Origin of the sequence: Alcaligenes faecalis, from assembly GCF_041521385.1 — a bacterium.
Classification (GTDB): Bacteria; Pseudomonadota; Gammaproteobacteria; order Burkholderiales; family Burkholderiaceae_B; genus Alcaligenes; species Alcaligenes faecalis_E.
The window spans coordinates 1,806,456-1,821,894 of record NZ_CP168006.1 but is presented as its reverse complement, the minus strand read 5'-3'; the positions used below and the strand labels follow the sequence as shown (position 1 = coordinate 1,821,894).

13 protein-coding genes are annotated in these 15,439 nt (G+C 57.8%); 7 read left to right on the top strand and 6 right to left on the bottom strand.

Translation table 11 applies throughout. The features are described 5' to 3' along the window. Nucleotides 1–56: 56 nt before the first annotated feature. A complete protein-coding gene (locus ACDI13_RS08210; protein WP_316988279.1) occupies nucleotides 57–2,078 on the top strand; it encodes a TonB-dependent receptor domain-containing protein in 2,022 nt (673 codons plus the stop codon). A gap of 12 nt (nucleotides 2,079–2,090) precedes the next feature. Here the strand turns inward: ACDI13_RS08210 and ACDI13_RS08205 are convergent, their stop codons facing one another. Further along, the gene (locus ACDI13_RS08205) at nucleotides 2,091–3,005 is read right to left on the bottom strand and encodes a methyltransferase domain-containing protein (protein WP_316988278.1); all 915 of its coding nucleotides are present in this window, start codon (nucleotides 3,003–3,005) and stop codon (nucleotides 2,091–2,093) included. Nucleotides 3,006–3,086: 81 nt separating this feature from the next. Between ACDI13_RS08205 and ACDI13_RS08200 the strand changes: the two genes are divergently transcribed. Further along, nucleotides 3,087–3,836 (top strand): phosphoribosyltransferase family protein, encoded by a 750-nt coding sequence (locus ACDI13_RS08200; protein WP_316988277.1) that lies wholly within the window; start codon nucleotides 3,087–3,089, stop codon nucleotides 3,834–3,836. 54 nt (nucleotides 3,837–3,890) lie between these two features. Then, nucleotides 3,891–4,361: a tRNA (cytidine(34)-2'-O)-methyltransferase gene (locus tag ACDI13_RS08195; protein WP_316988276.1), complete on the top strand. Its 471-nt coding sequence runs from the start codon at nucleotides 3,891–3,893 to the stop codon at nucleotides 4,359–4,361. 33 nt (nucleotides 4,362–4,394) lie between these two features. Here the strand turns inward: ACDI13_RS08195 and ACDI13_RS08190 are convergent, their stop codons facing one another. Further along, entirely contained in the window at nucleotides 4,395–5,369 is a 975-nt protein-coding gene (locus ACDI13_RS08190) for an AraC family transcriptional regulator (RefSeq protein WP_316988275.1), read from the bottom strand. A 115-nt stretch (nucleotides 5,370–5,484) separates the two neighbouring features. Here ACDI13_RS08190 and ACDI13_RS08185 point away from each other — a divergent pair, with 115 nt between their 5' ends. The 4 genes from ACDI13_RS08185 to ACDI13_RS08170 are packed head-to-tail and all read left to right on the top strand — an operon-like array spanning nucleotide 5,485 to nucleotide 12,313. Then, nucleotides 5,485–7,581, top strand: coding sequence for a TonB-dependent siderophore receptor (locus tag ACDI13_RS08185; RefSeq protein WP_316988274.1), 2,097 nt, complete (start codon nucleotides 5,485–5,487; stop codon nucleotides 7,579–7,581). Then, nucleotides 7,571–8,794 carry an MFS transporter gene (locus ACDI13_RS08180; protein ID WP_316988273.1) on the top strand — a complete coding sequence of 408 codons (1,224 nt, stop codon included), beginning with the start codon at nucleotides 7,571–7,573 and terminating at the stop codon, nucleotides 8,792–8,794. Before ACDI13_RS08185 ends, ACDI13_RS08180 begins: the two co-directional genes overlap by 11 nt. A gap of 10 nt (nucleotides 8,795–8,804) precedes the next feature. Beyond that, a complete protein-coding gene (locus ACDI13_RS08175; protein WP_316988272.1) occupies nucleotides 8,805–10,571 on the top strand; it encodes an ABC transporter ATP-binding protein in 1,767 nt (588 codons plus the stop codon). Continuing rightward, entirely contained in the window at nucleotides 10,568–12,313 is a 1,746-nt protein-coding gene (locus tag ACDI13_RS08170; protein ID WP_316988271.1) for an ABC transporter ATP-binding protein, read from the top strand. The genes ACDI13_RS08175 and ACDI13_RS08170 overlap by 4 nt, the downstream gene beginning before the upstream one ends. Nucleotides 12,314–12,497: 184 nt before the next feature. On the opposite strand, the gene ACDI13_RS08165 is transcribed toward ACDI13_RS08170, so the two are convergent. From ACDI13_RS08165 to grxC, 4 genes are all read right to left on the bottom strand, one after another. Beyond that, nucleotides 12,498–13,496: a tripartite tricarboxylate transporter substrate binding protein gene (locus ACDI13_RS08165; protein ID WP_316988270.1), complete on the bottom strand. Its 999-nt coding sequence runs from the start codon at nucleotides 13,494–13,496 to the stop codon at nucleotides 12,498–12,500. A gap of 79 nt (nucleotides 13,497–13,575) precedes the next feature. Next, nucleotides 13,576–14,628 (bottom strand): NAD(P)H-dependent glycerol-3-phosphate dehydrogenase, encoded by a 1,053-nt coding sequence (locus ACDI13_RS08160; RefSeq protein WP_372373012.1) that lies wholly within the window; start codon nucleotides 14,626–14,628, stop codon nucleotides 13,576–13,578. Then, nucleotides 14,628–15,122, bottom strand: coding sequence for a protein-export chaperone SecB (gene secB / locus ACDI13_RS08155; RefSeq protein ID WP_026483747.1), 495 nt, complete (start codon nucleotides 15,120–15,122; stop codon nucleotides 14,628–14,630). Before secB ends, ACDI13_RS08160 begins: the two co-directional genes overlap by 1 nt. A gap of 39 nt (nucleotides 15,123–15,161) precedes the next feature. Then, nucleotides 15,162–15,419, bottom strand: a complete 258-nt coding sequence (gene grxC, locus ACDI13_RS08150) for a glutaredoxin 3 (protein WP_316988269.1) — start codon at nucleotides 15,417–15,419, stop codon at nucleotides 15,162–15,164. Nucleotides 15,420–15,439: the final 20 nt, after the last annotated feature.

Genomic DNA, 15,439 nt, shown 5'->3' with positions numbered 1-15,439 from the left:
ATAGTAGCAAATAGAAATGAGTTTGGTTCGTATTATAAGCAATGGAAAAAGCCGTGATGAAAATGAGAACGGGCCTGCGTTGGCCCTTGGCCACCTTATCCTTGGCGTGCATGTCCGCCTGGGCGCAGGAAAATAATGATGTTGAACAGCTCAGTGCCATCTCGGTGACGGCATCGGGCTTTGCTCAGGAGGTGGTGAGTGCACCGGCATCCATCACCGTGATCCCGCGCGAAGAGCTGGAGGGCAAACGCTTTGAGTCTTTGGCCGATGCCTTGCGCCAGGTGCCGGGCGTCAGCGTTTTAGGTGGCGACAAAGGGGCTATCTCGATCCGAGGCATGGAGTCTGAGCATGTGCTGGTTCTGATTGACGGTCGTCGTCAGGATATGCGCCAGATCACCATGAAGGGTGGGGTGTCAGAAGCTCTGGACATGAACTGGATTCCCCCGTTGGAAGCTATCGAACGTATCGAGGTGGTGCGGGGCCCCATGTCGACCTTGTACGGCTCCGAGGCTTTGGGTGGGGTCATCAATATCGTGACGCGTAAAGTGGCCGACAAATGGCATGGCTCCTTGACCGGTGGCTATACCTTGCAGGACAGCGGAAAGGCAGGCAATAGTGGCTCGGCTGATTTGTACCTGTCAGGCCCCATCGTGCCAGGGCGTTTGGGCTTGCAGTTCTGGGGTTATCACAAGCAGCGTCAGGAAGATCAGGTTCTGAATGGCTTTGCGCGTGCCAAACGTCAAAACGGTACGGTGCGCTTGTGGGCGACTCCCAATGACAATCATGAGTTCATGTTTGAAGCAGGCCGCACGACTCAGCACTTCTGGACTACACCGGGCAAGTCCCTGGCATTAACGGGCAAGGCTAACGAAAACGAGTACGTGCGCGATAGTTATACACTGGCGCATACTGGCCGCTGGGGCAGCTTTGATACCGAATTAAGCCTTAACCGTGAGCAGGCTTATCGCGATGGCCCAACTCAGACCGCTCGCCCTGATATCCGCAATACCGTGATCGATGGCAAGGTGACTTTACCGTTGGCCGATCATATGCTGGTAGGCGGTTTCCAATGGCGCAAAAGCGAGTTGAAGGCCGATGGCTACTACGCCAATCCGAATGGTGCAGGTGTGGATACTTCCGTGCGTGAGTACTCTTTGTTCCTGGAGGATGAGTGGAGTCTGAGTCCATCCTTCGCCCTGACCGGCGGCGTGCGTATGGACGATAACGAGTTCTTTGGCCGCCATTGGACACCTCGCTTGTACGGTGTCTGGAGTGCAACGGATGCCTGGACACTGAAAGGCGGGATCGCCAAGGGCTTCAAGTCCCCGACCATTATGCAAAGCAATCCGCAAATCGGATTGCCACAGCGTGGCGGTGCCTATACCTGGGGTAATCCGGATCTGGAACCGGAGGTCAGCACCAACGTAGAACTGGGCCTGTACTTTGATGATGGCGGTCCGTTGAGCGCGAACGCCACCTTGTTCCACACCCGTTACAAGAACAAGATCGCCAATACCGGCTCGCGTCAGCTGTACTATCCCGATGGTCGCCCTGTCCCTCCGGATCCGTATACCAACAGCATGTACAGCACCTACTTCAATATCACTGAAGCACGGGTACAGGGTCTGGAGTTGGGCTTGGCCTACCGCTTTAATGACCAATGGAAAGTGCGCGGCAGCTATACCTTCACGGACTCCAAGGTACGTAATGGCAGCGCCACGATTCTGGGCTTTGGCTACCCGCAGTCTGAAGGTCAACCCTTGGTGGCAACTCCACGCAATATGGGGAGTCTGACCGTGGATTGGACGCCGAATGAAGCGGTATCTGCTTTTTCGACCTTGAACGTGCGTGGTCGGGAAACCAATATCTCCTGGGGGCGAGGCGGTGCCGTCAGCGAGAGCATGGGGACAATTGCCACGGTGGATCTGGGCGCCAGTTGGCGCGCCAGAAAGGACCTGAGTTTGAGTGCCGCCATCTATAACCTGACCGATCGCCGTCGCGACTCGGGTACCAGCGGAGCCTATTCCTACGCGGAAGATGGCCGCCGCTTCTGGTTGCAGGCCGAATACCGTTTCTAAGCGCAGCGGTATTTATTCCTGGGATTTGGGGCGGCGGCTGATTGTGGAGATCGGTACGCTGACCTCGCCCTGGGTGCTGCGACGGCTACGGGCACGCCAGGCGTGCCCGTAGGCAATTTCCAGGCTGAGATGCAAAGTGCCATCCATATGGCGCTGTTTTTCCAGGGCGTTGAGCAGGCGTTGACGCCAGGGCAGGGTGCTTAGGCTCGCCTTGCGTTGCGGGTGCGGATTGCCGCCCAGCAGACGCAAATCATCCAGCAGTTTTTCAGCACTGCGATATGTCAAGGTCACGACTTCCTGATCCATGACAGGGTCAGCAAAGCCGTTTTCCAGAAGTAGATCGCCAAAGTCGTGCATGTCCACGAATTCCAGCGTTTTGGTGTCCAAATTGGCCTGTTCCATGGCGCTGCGCAGCTCGGCAAACGAGCCGGGGCCCAGGCAGGAGAACATGACCAGCGTTTCAGGTTTCAACAGGCGGTTCCATTCGGCCAGGACCCGATGTGGTTCCGGGTGCCAGTGCAAAGCCATATTTGACCAGACCAGCTCCTGGCTTTCTGCGGGCAGGCCGCTATTGGCCATATCCGCCTGAACCCAGTTGGCTGCTGGCGTGGGCTGATTACGCAGCTTTTGCCACAGGCTGGGTTTGGATTGGTAACGCTCGCGGGCGACCTCCAGCAGCTTGGCGCTGCGATCCAGGCCGGTGTAGTTCATGTCCGGGTAGCGGGAGCGCAGGGGCTCCAGTGCGTGGCTGGCGCCACAGCCGGCATCCAGAATATGGGTGGGCTGTAAGCGCACCAAGGCCAGTCGAGACAACATCCGTTGCGCGACTTCACCATAAAGAAACTGAGCGTGATCCAGTGGAGCGCGGCGATTGAATTGCTGCTCGACATGGGCGGAGTTGATGGGTAAAGAAGGTAACTGGGACATAGTTGCGCGGACGTTACTGGCCTGGATCTGTGGTATGTGCTGTGATCGGATCAGCTTGGCTCTGAAAGGTAATGATCTATTATGGCGCATCCCCTGTTCCGGCGCGAGTCGCCCCATCGTCTTGTAGGGATTCCACTGCTGGCACGACCGTGTGTGTTGTGTGGACTACGTTCGCAAAGCGGCTCGTTGTGCACCTTTTGCCGACATGCGCTGACAACACCCGCCCAGCAGTTGCGCTGTTCTCGTTGTGCCCTGGCCTTGCCGCCCTTGGCTTTACTGGCATGCCCGGATTGCGGCGCAGGGCAATTGTCTCTGCAAGCGACGGTTGCTGGATTCGACTATGAACATCCTGGCGATATGTTGATACATGCGTTTAAAATTTCCCGTCGGCTGGAAATGGCGGCAGTGTTGGCGGGACTGATGGTGCAGCAATGGCGTAGGCATGGGCCTGTGCTGAATGCTGCTTGCCGGGTCATACCCGTGCCTTCGCAGCGCAGCGCCTTGCTCCGTCGGGGCTTTAATCCGGCCGCAGTACTGGCCAGGCGCGTGGCGCATTCATTGGGTTTGTCCGCACGTTTGCATAGCGTTGTGGCGCCATCCCGGGATGGGCAGGCACAGAAGAACTTGGGGCGTCAGGCTCGCAGACAGGCCATGCGGGGTGCTTTTAGCGTGCGGGAGTCCTTGCTGGGCAGTGATGTGTTATTGGTCGATGATGTGTTGACCACTGGAGCCACGTTGGATGCCCTGGCGCGGGCCTGCCGTGTGGCAGGGGCGAGTTCTGTTTATGCCTTGGTCGCTGCACGGGCTCCCTGGAAATGGAAGGCATCTTAGCCTTGTATACTGCGTCGCCTGTTCGCGGTTTTTTCTGCACTTTTTAGGTTTTTCATGTTTCATATCGTCCTGGTTTCACCCGAGATCCCTCCCAACACGGGTAACGTCATTCGACTGGCGGCCAATACGGGCTGTGTCCTGCATTTGGTGCGGCCCCTGGGCTTTGAGCTGGAAGACAGTAAGCTGCGCCGTGCCGGGTTGGATTATCACGAGTGGGCGCAAGTGAAGGTGCACGACAGCCTGGAAGAAGCCTTGCAGGCCACGGGTTCCGCGCCTGATCGCGCCTTTGCCCTGACTACACGTGGCAGCCATTTGCTGGCTGAGCAACGCTTTCAGCCGGGTGATGTGTTTGTGTTTGGCCGTGAAACCGCAGGCTTGTCCGCAGAGCAACTGGCCTTGTTTCCCAACGAGCAGCGGATTCGTCTGCCTATGATGACAGGGCAGCGTAGCTTGAACTTGTCCAATGCCGTGGCAATCTGTGTTTTTGACGCCTGGCGGCAGGCGGGTTATGAGGGCGGCGTCTAAACGCTCACAACGAATACCCGCCGCGCCTCAGCCTTATTGCCGCGTCTGGGCGTGATGCAATACCCATTGCTTGGGGGCCGCGCCCTTATTGGCACGAAAGACTTTGCTGAAGTGACTCAGGCTGGAAAATCCGGTGGCATAAGCCGTATCGGTGACCGAGCCGCCTTGCAATAACAGGGCGGCGGCAGCGTCCATACGTATCTGGGTCAGCAAGGCATGGATGGAAACTCCAAACATGGCTTTGAATCCTGATTGCAGGCGTTTTTCGTTCAGCCCCACGACATAGGACAAGGCGGGAATGGACCAGTCCCGGCCATACTCGTTCTCCAGTAACTGTCTGGCCTGCAGCAGCCTTTGCCTGTCTCTGGGCGTGGGTAAAGCCGGCTCGGCGTCCTTGGTGATTTTCTCCAGCACAATGCTCAAGGCTTCCATGGCCTTGGCGCGCATATACAGGTTGCGGGCTGTCTGATTGCTGAGCTGGCAGGACAGCACATCGCTGGCCACCTGCATCAAGTCTGTGCAGGCAGGGGCGCAGCCCATAAAGGTATCCTGACCGGGCAAGCTTCCATCTTGCAACAGCTTGCCTTGCAGCGAAATGACCGACTGGCCTGTCAGCTTGTACAGGGCCTCGGGTGTCAGGCGTATATCAATCATGCTAAAGCCGGATTCGGCGCTGAAATGATCCCAGCCTGTGGCCGTTGTGCCGGTAGACATCACTGAGAACATGCCTGGACCAAAGTCCAGTGTGCCGCCGCCTTGCATGGCAGTGCGTAAACGTCCTTTGAGCATGACTGCTACGCAGAACATGGGCTGGCTGCTGGCTTGCAGTATCCATTCCTTGTGTGTGCGGCCTTGCATGCAGCCAATACTGATGCCATCCCCCGGTTCGTGCCGTTGAAGCATATTGGCCCATTCCTGGGGCATATCGGGTGGGTGGGGGAGCGCGTAAAGCTCATCGACACGGTGCATAGCCTGACTGATCTGCGCCTTGCCGCCTCTGTTATCCATAAATTTTCCTGAAACCGTCTGTTTTTTCTTAAAACCGTTAGCCGCCACAAGCTCAATAGTAAATGATAATGATTTTCATCTAAAAGTATTTAGCTTACACAGGAAGAGGCCGTTCATGCCATTGCGACAAATTCAGCTACGTGTGCCCATTGCGGTGCTCACTTCAATGGCCGTTCTGACGCCAACCTCTCAGGTCTGGGCCGATAACAGCAACAGCGAGGAAGTCTCGGCCTTGTCGCCGGTGATTGTTCGTGGCAGCAAACGCGATCAGCGTCTGGAGAGCATTAACGGCGGCGCGTCGGTGGCGGATCGTACCGAGCTGGAGGATGCTCAGGTCAACAGCACACTGGGTTTGGGGCGTGTGTTTCCCGAGCTGCAAATGTCTTATAGCGGCTCTGTCTTGTTTCCCAGCATTACCGTGCGCGGGGTGACTTCGGCTCAGGATTTCTACAACCCGGCGTTGACGGTGTATGTGGACGGCGTGCCACAACTTCCGGTCGCGGCCATCCAGTCCCTGGCCGATGTGGAGCAGGTGGAGTTGTTGAAAGGCCCGCAGGGGACCTTGTACGGCAAGAGTGCGCAAGGCGGTGTGCTCAATATCGTGACGCACCAGCCTGATGACACGGTTCAGGGCATGTTGCGGGCAGGTTTGTCGGGCCGTGGCGGTAATCAGTTGCAGGCGAATGTATCCGGGCCTTTGGTCAGCGGTTTGCTGTACGGCTCCGTGTCGGTCATCAACGACAAGGTGCCCGGCGAGTTGGATAGCCCCATTCTGGGTGATCGAATTGGCGGCCTGCGCTCCACTGCCGGGCATGCCAAGCTGCGTCTGGCACCTGAAGGCAGTCCATGGGAGCTGGGCCTGTCGGCAGGGCGTGATTGCGCCAAGGGTACTCAGGATGTCTACGTTTTGTATGACGATATTGATCAACGCACGGCCTATGCGCTGGATGGCTTACCGGATGCGTACCGCAACACGCATCAGCGCCGGTGTGTGAATGCTTTTTCCGCCAACGGGAAATACAACTGGCAGGATTGGCAGCTAAGTGCCATTGTCAGCTCGCAGGATCTGGATATCGAGCGTAACTACGCTTTTGGTTCGCAGTATTCGTGGCAGCCTGAAACCTGGAAGCAGAATACGCAGGAACTGCGCCTGTCCACCCAACCCAGAGAAGAGGGCAGCACCCGTACTTGGGAGGGTGTATTCGGCCTGTACCGGCAGCAGCTCAAGCAAAGCCGTCACTACACCATTGATATGGTGCTGCCTGCGCATTCGCCCTTTCTGGACAGCCGGTCGCGCAATAAGAGCGAGTCCATTTCTGTTTATGGTGATGTGACCTGGTACATGACTCCCAAGTTTGATGTGTCTACAGGTGTACGCTTGTCGCGGGACAAGGCGCAGACCCGGTTTGTGGGTAATTTGATGGGCACCCCGGTGGCGGCAGACCGCTCCACCAGCGAGAACACGTGGCTGGGGCGTATCGGTGCCGGTTATCAATTTGACCCGCAATGGCGTGGATATGTGAACGTGGTGCAAGGCTATAAGCCGGTTGGCTATGCCTTGGCCCCCACCAGTGAAGCGGATGCCGAAGGCTTTGGGCGCGAACGTTCCACCAGCTATGAAGCAGGCTTGCGTTATGCAGGCGAAGATTTGCGCTTGAGCGCCGCCGCCTATCTGGTTGACACCCGTGATGCACAGCTTTATGGCGATGGCAATATGGGCTATCAGACCCTGAAGAACGTGGGCGACATTCGCTCCATGGGGCTGGAGTTGGGGATGGAGTGGGATGTCAGCAAGGACTGGACGCTAGGCGCGACCGGCTACATCAGCAATGCCAAGTTCCGCCGTTACATTGCCAGCACTTGCGCAGATTGTGACTCTAATAAGGTGCCGTTCGTGCCTGAACATGGGCTAACGGTTTCAGCTCAAGGTCGCGTGCGTGTGGGTGATACCTTGCTGCGTCCACGCTTTGCCGCCCGTTATGTGGGGGCGCACTACTTCGATATCGCTAACCGTCTGGAGCAAAAGGGCTATACCTTGCTGGATGCCAGCCTGGCCTGGTCGCCGCGATCCGATGTGGAAGTATCGGTATATGTGAATAACCTGACAAACAAGGCGTATCGCACTTACGGGTTTTCTTATGGCCCGGGCGCAGATTTTGCGCAGCGCGGAACAGGGCGAGTGGTAGGCGCGACCTTGAGCTATGTTTACTAAGAAAGTGGGCCTGGGCGTTTTATTAAGCGCCTTGGCCGGCATCTACATCACCCAGGTGATGATCACCACGATTGCGATGCAGTCCTTGCCAGTATTGCTGCGTCAAGCAGGGGCCTCCTTGCAGTTTGTGGGCCTGAGCGCCTTGTTCATGTTGCCTTGGGCTTTGCGTTTTGTATGGGCTCCGGCAGTGGAGCGTTGGCGTTTGCCCGCTGGTACGGTGCAGCGGCGCTCCCGTACCTTGATTCTGCGTGGTCAATGGCTATTGGCAGCCGGTATGGCCGTGGTGGCGTTTGCCGGGGTTGCAGGCTATTTGTCTTTGGCTGAACAGGGCAGCTTCTTGCTGGCCCTGTTTTTTCTAGCCGCCTTGTTGTCTGCTTCGGTTGATATTGCTTGTGGCGGCTTTGCTGTAGACCAACTGGCTCAAGGGCGTCGCAGCCTGGGCAATATGGCCAAGGTGGGCGGTAGCTACGTGGGCATGTTGTTGGGCAGCAGTATTTTTCTGCTGTTGGCGGGGCGCTACGGCTGGGCCTGGGCATTGGGGTGTGCAGGTTTGGCTATCGTGGTGTTGACCTTACCCTTGCTGTCCTTGCAAGAGCCTGCGCGAGAGCAACCTGGCGATGTACAGACCCGTCCCAGCCTGATGCAGTCCTGGTGTCGGCCTCAGGTTCGCTTGGGCCTGTTGCTGGCGTTTTTCTTGGGTGCCGGGGTACGGACGGCGGTGGTGATGGTCGGTCCTTTATTGGTGGATAAAGGTCTCAGCAATACCGATCTGGCCTGGATTTTTGGTGCGTTCAGCGTGGGTGCTGGCTTGGTGGGTACGGTGCTGGGTGGCTTGTTGATGCGCTGGTTTTCCAACTGGACGGCAGTCACTGTGTCTGTCGCCTTGCAAGCTTTGATTTTGCTGGTTTTGTCCTTGAGTGCTGATCAGGTGTCGGTAGGCAATCTGGTACTGCTCTCCGGACTGTTGTTTGTTGCCATGGCTTGCGGTTTTGTCACGATTTACTCCTCGTTGATGGGGCTGACTACACCCAGCCAGCCGGGTGTGGACTGGGCGCTGTTTCAGTGCGCTGATGCCTTGATGGCCATGCTGGGTGGGTTGCTGGGTGGTGCCTTGGCCGAGCGTTGGGGCTATGGCCTGTGCTTTCTTTTGGCCGCTGTTTTGGCAGCATGCGCTTGCGTGCTGGTGGTGAAGTGCCGACCAGCACAAGCGTAAGGACAGCGCGATGAAGAAAGAACTTCCAAACCGTTTAGGTTTTTTCAGCCTGCTGCGCCTGGCTCCGGCTTATTTGGGCTGGGCGATGGGGGTGGCCATTGCCTCGGCCGCCTTGAGCCTTCTACCGTTTTGGCTGATCTATGTGGGTGTGGCAGAGCTATTGCGTGACCAGCCCGATATGGGTTTTGTAGGGGGGCTGGTTGCCTGGGTCTTTGGGGTGTTGGCCTTGCGCTGGGCCTTGATGGCAGTCAGCCATGTCCTGGCGCATATGGGTGCTTTCGCGATTCAGCGCAGGCTCAGGTTGGCGATGGTGAGTCGATTGGGCCAAGTGCCGCTGTCGTTCTTTTCTGGCCGTCATTCCGGTAGTTTGAGGCGTACCTTGACTGACGATGTCAGCACGCTGGAAGGTTTTTTTGCTCATATGTTGCCCGACACCGTGGCGGCAGTTGCCGTGCCTTTGGTGGCATTGGCGCTGTTGTTTGTCGCGGACTGGCGTCTGGCCTTGGCGGCCTTCGCTCCCTTGCCATTGGCCATGCTGGCGCAGTGGTGGTTCATGCGCGGCAGTACCGAGCGTATGCGCACCTGGCATGACATGCAGCAAGGTATCACCAATCAGGTGGGCGAATATGTGCGTGGCATTCATGTGGTGAAAAGCTTTGGGCTGGAGATGCAATCCTTCGCGGGTTTGACCAAGGCAGTGAATGCTGCCGTGGATCTGGTTGTCAGCTATGCGAAACAGGTTTCTCAGGGCTGGGTGTTGTTTGTGGGTTTGTTGACGGCCAATCTGGTGATGGTCGCGCCCTTGGGTGCCTGGCTCTATCAGCAGGGCAGTCTGGATCTGGCAACCTGGGTCCTGTTTCTGCTGGTGGCTCCTGCCGTGTTTACGCCCTTGCTGCGCCTGACGTTCGCCTTGGGCGAACAGGTCCAGCGTGCTGAGGCCTTGGCACGTATTGCGGCCGTCGTCGCGGCTCCGGTGCTGGAGCAGCAGGCCACAGCCGCTGTTCCTGAAGGGCCGCTGGATATCGAGTTCAAGAACGTTGCGCATCGCTATGGAGAACGGCTGGCTCTGGAGGAGATCAGCTTCACTGCAAAAGCCGGGCAGGTAACGGCGGTGGTGGGCGCCAGCGGTTCGGGCAAAAGCACCTTGCTGCGTCTGGTAGGGCGTTTGTATGAGTGTGAAACCGGCTCCGTGAGCATTGGGGCAGTGGATGTCCGTGATTGGCCTTTGGATACCCTGATGGCGCAGCAGGCCAGCGTTTTGCAGGACGTATTTCTGCTGTATGGAACGGTGCGTGAGAACCTGTTGCTAGCGTGTCCGCAAGCCAGTGATCAGCAAATCGAAGCCGCCACGCGTGCCGCTTGTGCGCATGATTTTATCTGCGCTCTGCCGCAAGGCTACGACACGCCTTTGGGGGATCGAGGTATACGTTTATCGGGTGGGGAAAGACAGCGTTTGTCGATTGCTCGGGCCTTGCTCAAGAACGCACCGATTCTCTTGCTGGACGAGGCCACGGCCAGTGTGGATATGCAAAACGAAGTCCTGATTCAGCAGGCTCTGGCGACCTTGTGTCAGGGGCGTACCGTCTTGATGGTGGCCCATCGCTTGCGCACGGTCATGCACGCTCATCAAATTGTGGTGCTGGAGTCGGGTCGCCTGCTTGGTAAAGGCACGCATAGCGAGCTGTTGGAGAGCTGTGCTGTTTACAAAAAACTCTGGGATGACCACGAGCAAGCACGTCAGTGGTCCTTGAATGAAGGGCGGGTGGAGCAGCCATGATTGCCAAGTTGATACGGTCTGGCTTCGAGTTGTCGGGCAAGCAGGATGCTCGCCTGAATCAGGGGCTGGCCTGGATGGTGTTTGAGGGCCTGTGTGCGGCCGCGCTCTATCCCTTTTTGTACATCCTCTTGAGTCAGGCTATAGGTGGCACGCTTGGAGGTCAGAGCATTGTGATGCTGGGCCTGGCCATGGTGGCCAGTGTCTGCTTGCGTATCTGGGCCGGGCGAATCGCCGCGCCTTTGGTGTTCAGCGGCGCGTACGCCATGATGGGTTCGGCTCGTTTACGTATTGTGGATCATCTGCGTCATTTGCCCATGGGCTGGTTTGCGCGTCAGCGGGCCGGGGATCTGGGAGCCAGATTGACCTCGGATCTGGAGCTGATTGAGGGTCTATGGTCTCATTTTCTGGGCATGTTTTTGGCCGGTCTGAGCATGGCTGTGTTTTTGATGGCCTTTCTGTTCTGGCTGGATGCGGGCCTGGCCTTGGTGATGCTGGCCGGTTTGCCGCTGGCTCTGCTGGCTTTGCTGTGGTCGCAACGGGTGCTGACACGCACTAGTGCCCGTCTGTTGCAGGCCAATGCGAATGCTCACTCCTCCTTGCTGGAGTACGTGCAGGGTATGACGGTGATTCGCGGTTTTGGACGTTTTGGCCAGGCATACAAGCGTTTGCGAATGGTGCTGGATGAGCAGCATCAGGCCATGATCGCCACGGAGGCTAAACCGGCACCTTGTCTGGTGGCCTTTGGTTTGGCCTTGGAAACGGGCTACGCCAGCTTGCTGCTGGTAGGGGCATGGCGGATTTCTCAGAGCAATTTATCGCCTGCTGTACTGGTCAGTTTTCTGGTGCTGGCACTGCCTGTATATCGGCAACTGTTTGATGTGGGCTTGTCGGCCATGTTGCTGCGTTTTTCACAGCATTCTTTGGCTCGTGTGGAGGCTTTGTTGCAGGAGCCTGCCTTGCCGGAGCCGGATCAGCCACGCGAACCGCAAGGTTATGAACTGGTTCTGGACAAGGTTTGCTTTGCTTATGAGAGTGATGCAGAGCAGGCGCTGGAGCAGGTGTCTTGCGTGATTCCGGCTCATGGTTTGACCGCTGTGGTGGGACCTAGCGGGGCGGGTAAAAGTACCTTGGTGCAGTTGATGGCACGTTTGTGGGATGTGGACTCCGGCTCCATCCGTCTGGGTGGGGTGGATGTGCGCGACATCGGTACGCAGGCGCTGCATCGTCATGTGGCCTTGGTGTTTCAGGACGTGGTGCTGTTTTCGGGCACGGTCATGGATAACTTGCTGATGGGGCGTCGGGATGCCAGCCCGGAAGAGGTCGTTGAGGCGGCCAAACGTGCGCAGGCCCATGGTTTCATCATGGCCTTGCCGCAAGGTTATGACACGGTGCTGGATGAGGGTGGCAGTTCCTTGTCTGGCGGCGAGCGCCAGCGATTGTCGATAGCACGGGCCTTGCTCAAGAATGCCCCTGTCTTGTTGCTGGATGAGGCGACGGCCAGCGTAGACCCCTCAGCCGAGGCGGATATTCAGCGTGCCATGACGGAGCTGGCCAGAGGCCGCACGGTGCTGGTGATTGCGCATCGCCTGCGCAATATACGGCATGCCGATCATATTCTGGTGCTGGATCAGGGACGCTTGGTCGAGCAAGGGCGGCACGAGGATTTGCTGGCACAAGAAGGAATCTATGCGCGCTTGTGGCGGGCGCAGCAACCCACGCGGGATTGGAGCTTGATGGCTTGATTGCGAAGAGCGATGTGATTGTGATGCGGTAGCGTTGACGGGTTTAGGCAGTGTCTGTGGCAAAGTAAAACCTAAACCAAGAATTTCAGCAGAAGTGAAAGCAGCAGTTGAGACAGTAGTAAAGAAACGGCCCGGCAAACAATCAGTTTGCCGGGCCGTTTTTGATGGAATCCAGTTGCCGGTTTTATTCCAGCGACAGATTCAGACGTTCAATCACCTCATCCCAACGAGCTTTGTCGGCAATGATCTTGTCCGTCATTTCTTGCGGCGTTGATGGCTCGGACGAGAAGTAAAAGGCGTTGAGCTTGGCCTTGATATCGTCGCGCTGCAGGATAGTGGTGATTTCCTGATTCAGGCGTTTGACCACATCCTCCGAGGTGTTGTGGGGCACAAAGAAAGCGTCCCAGGAAATGGCCTCAAAGTTCTCCAGACCGGTTTGTGCCATCGTGTTCAGACCTGGCAGCAATTCACTGGGTTGCAAGGACGTTACGGCCAGGGCTTTTACCTTGCCCGCTTCAACCTGGGGCATGGCAATACCGGGCACCATGAAGGCGGCATCAATGTCACCCCCAATAATGGCGGTCAGAATTTGTGGAAAGCCTGAGTAGGGGATCTGTTCCAACTTGATATCAACCGCATGCTCCAGCATGGCCATGGCCAGATGGGCCGAGCTGCCTGGGCCAACGGAGCCGTAGTTCAATTCGCCGGGACGAGACTTCGCCAAGGCGATGAATTCTTCCACGGTGTTGGCGGGCGAGTCTGCCGGAACGACCAGTACGTTGGGGCTGGTGCCAATCATGGAGATTGCCTGCAAGTCTTTCAGCGGGTCGTAACCCAGCGAGGTCTTGTATAGGGTAGGGGCAGTCACCATGGGGCCATTGATGGTCAGCAGCAGGGTGTAGCCGTCGGGTTTAGCATGTGCGACAAAGCGCGTGCCAATATTGCCACCGGCGCCTGGACGGTTGTCCACAATAACTGTTTGGCCCAGGGCCTGGGATAGCGGTTCGGAAATGGCACGGGCCAAGGCGTCTGGCGAGGAACCCGCAGGGAAGGGCACCACCATTTGAATCGGGCGTTCGGGCCAACTGGATTGGGCCTGAGCCGAGGGGGCCAGCAAACCAGTGCAGGCCAGCCCCAGAACGGAGCGAATCAGAAGATCACGAGAACGAGCAAGCAATGACATTGTTTTGGTTTTGAGTAAAAGACGGTTGACTGCTGGTTTGACGGCGCCGAGGAGGTGCCAGACCGGCAGACGGCAGGAATCAGTGGCCTTCTTGTTTGGCCTCGCGGGTGAGCAAGGCATGGACGGCTTCGCGTGGGGCCAGTTGTTCAAACAGAATCTGGCAGACTGCCGCCGTAATCGGCAAGTCAATCTGATGTGCGTGGCCCATTTCCAGAACGGAGCGGGCGCAGCGTACCCCTTCGGCAGTAATGCCGGTAGCAAGAATGCTGTCCAGGCTTTCACCGGCGCCCAGTGCTAGCCCCACTTGCCGGTTGCGGGACAATTCGCCCGTGGCCGTCAGGACCAGATCTCCCAGACCGGCCAGGCCGGAGAAAGTCTCTGCTTGTCCGCCTAGCGCAACACCCAGGCGCTGCATTTCAGCCAGACCTCGGGTAATCAGGGCGGCACGGGCGTTGTGGCCTAGGCCCAGCGCGTCGGCAATGCCACAGGCAATGGCCATGATGTTTTTGACAGCGCCGCCCACTTCCACGCCGATCATGTCGGTGCTGGTGTAAAGACGCGCTTGTTTGCCATGCAAGGCCTCCAGGGCAATGCCAGCCATATCAGCAGGTTCGCAAGCCAGTGTCAGGGCAACGGGCAGGCCTTTGGCGACTTCCAGGGCGAATGAGGGGCCAGAGAGCACCGCACGACCTAACCAGGGATGGCCGGGCAGACTTTCATGCACAATCTGGTGGGGTAACAAGCCACTTTCCTGGTGGAAACCTTTACACGTCCAGACCAGCAAGACGGGGTGGCGGCGTGTGGCAGGCAGGTACTGCGCCAAATCCACGCAGGTTTGCGCCAGACCACGTACAGGCACGCCCAGAATCAGCAGGGCAGGGCCGGTGTCATCCGCCAGGGCAAACTCCATGACTTGCTGCAGGCTGTCGCTAGCCTGCAGCAAGTCGGGTAGCACGACACCGGGCAGGTAGGCAGGATTGCGATGCTCCTGCCCGATAGCTTGTGCTGTTGCTGCCTTGCGCGCCCACACCATCGTGGGAGCCTGGGTGCTGGCCAGGGCGGCCAGTGCCGTTCCCCAGCTGCCGGCGCCCAGAACTGCGACACGAACAGGAGTGTGCGCGTTTGACATCATCAGGCCTGCAAAGGCTGGCCGTCAGCTTGGTCAGCACCTTGTTGCTGCGCCAGGCGCTGCTCGTACAAGGACTGGAAGTTCACTTCAGTCAGGTGCAGGGCAGGCAGGGACGTGCGGTTGATGGCGTCGGCCACGGCAGCGCGCAAGTAGGGGTACAGCATGGTAGGGCACACAATGCCCAGCAGGGGCTCGAGCTGTTCTTCAGGGATGTTGGCCGCTTCGAAGATACCGGCTTGGGTGGCTTCCACCAGGTACATGACCTTGTCGCCAATGCGCGTGGTCACTGTCGCGGTGACGGTGCTTTCGTAGACGGTGTCAGCCAGGCGTTGGCCACCCACATTGATGGACACTTCCACGGAAGGGGCTTCTTGCTCCAGAAAGATCTGGGGCGCATTGGGCATTTCGATGGACAGGTCTTTGATGTAGGTGCGCTGCAGGCTGAAGCTGGGTTGTTGCGCTTCTTGTTCAGCGGCTGGGGTGTTCTGGTCGGCCATGGGGGATCCTATGGGATAAAAAAATTGTTAGAAAAAAAATCAGGCAGCCAGCAGAGGCAGCAGGCCACCTTCGCGGTCCAAAGCGGCCAGATCATCGTAGCCACCTACATGGGTGTCGCCAATGTAGATTTGGGGAACGGTACGCCGACCGGTGCGCTCCATCATGAGCGCGCGCTGTTCGGGTTCGCGATCAATCATGATTTTAGTGATTTCAGTGACGCCGCGTTGCTTGAGCAGCATTTCAGCGCGCACACAATAAGGGCACACCATTGTGGAGTACATCGTGACTTTTGCCATGAGAGCCTCGTAGAAGGGGG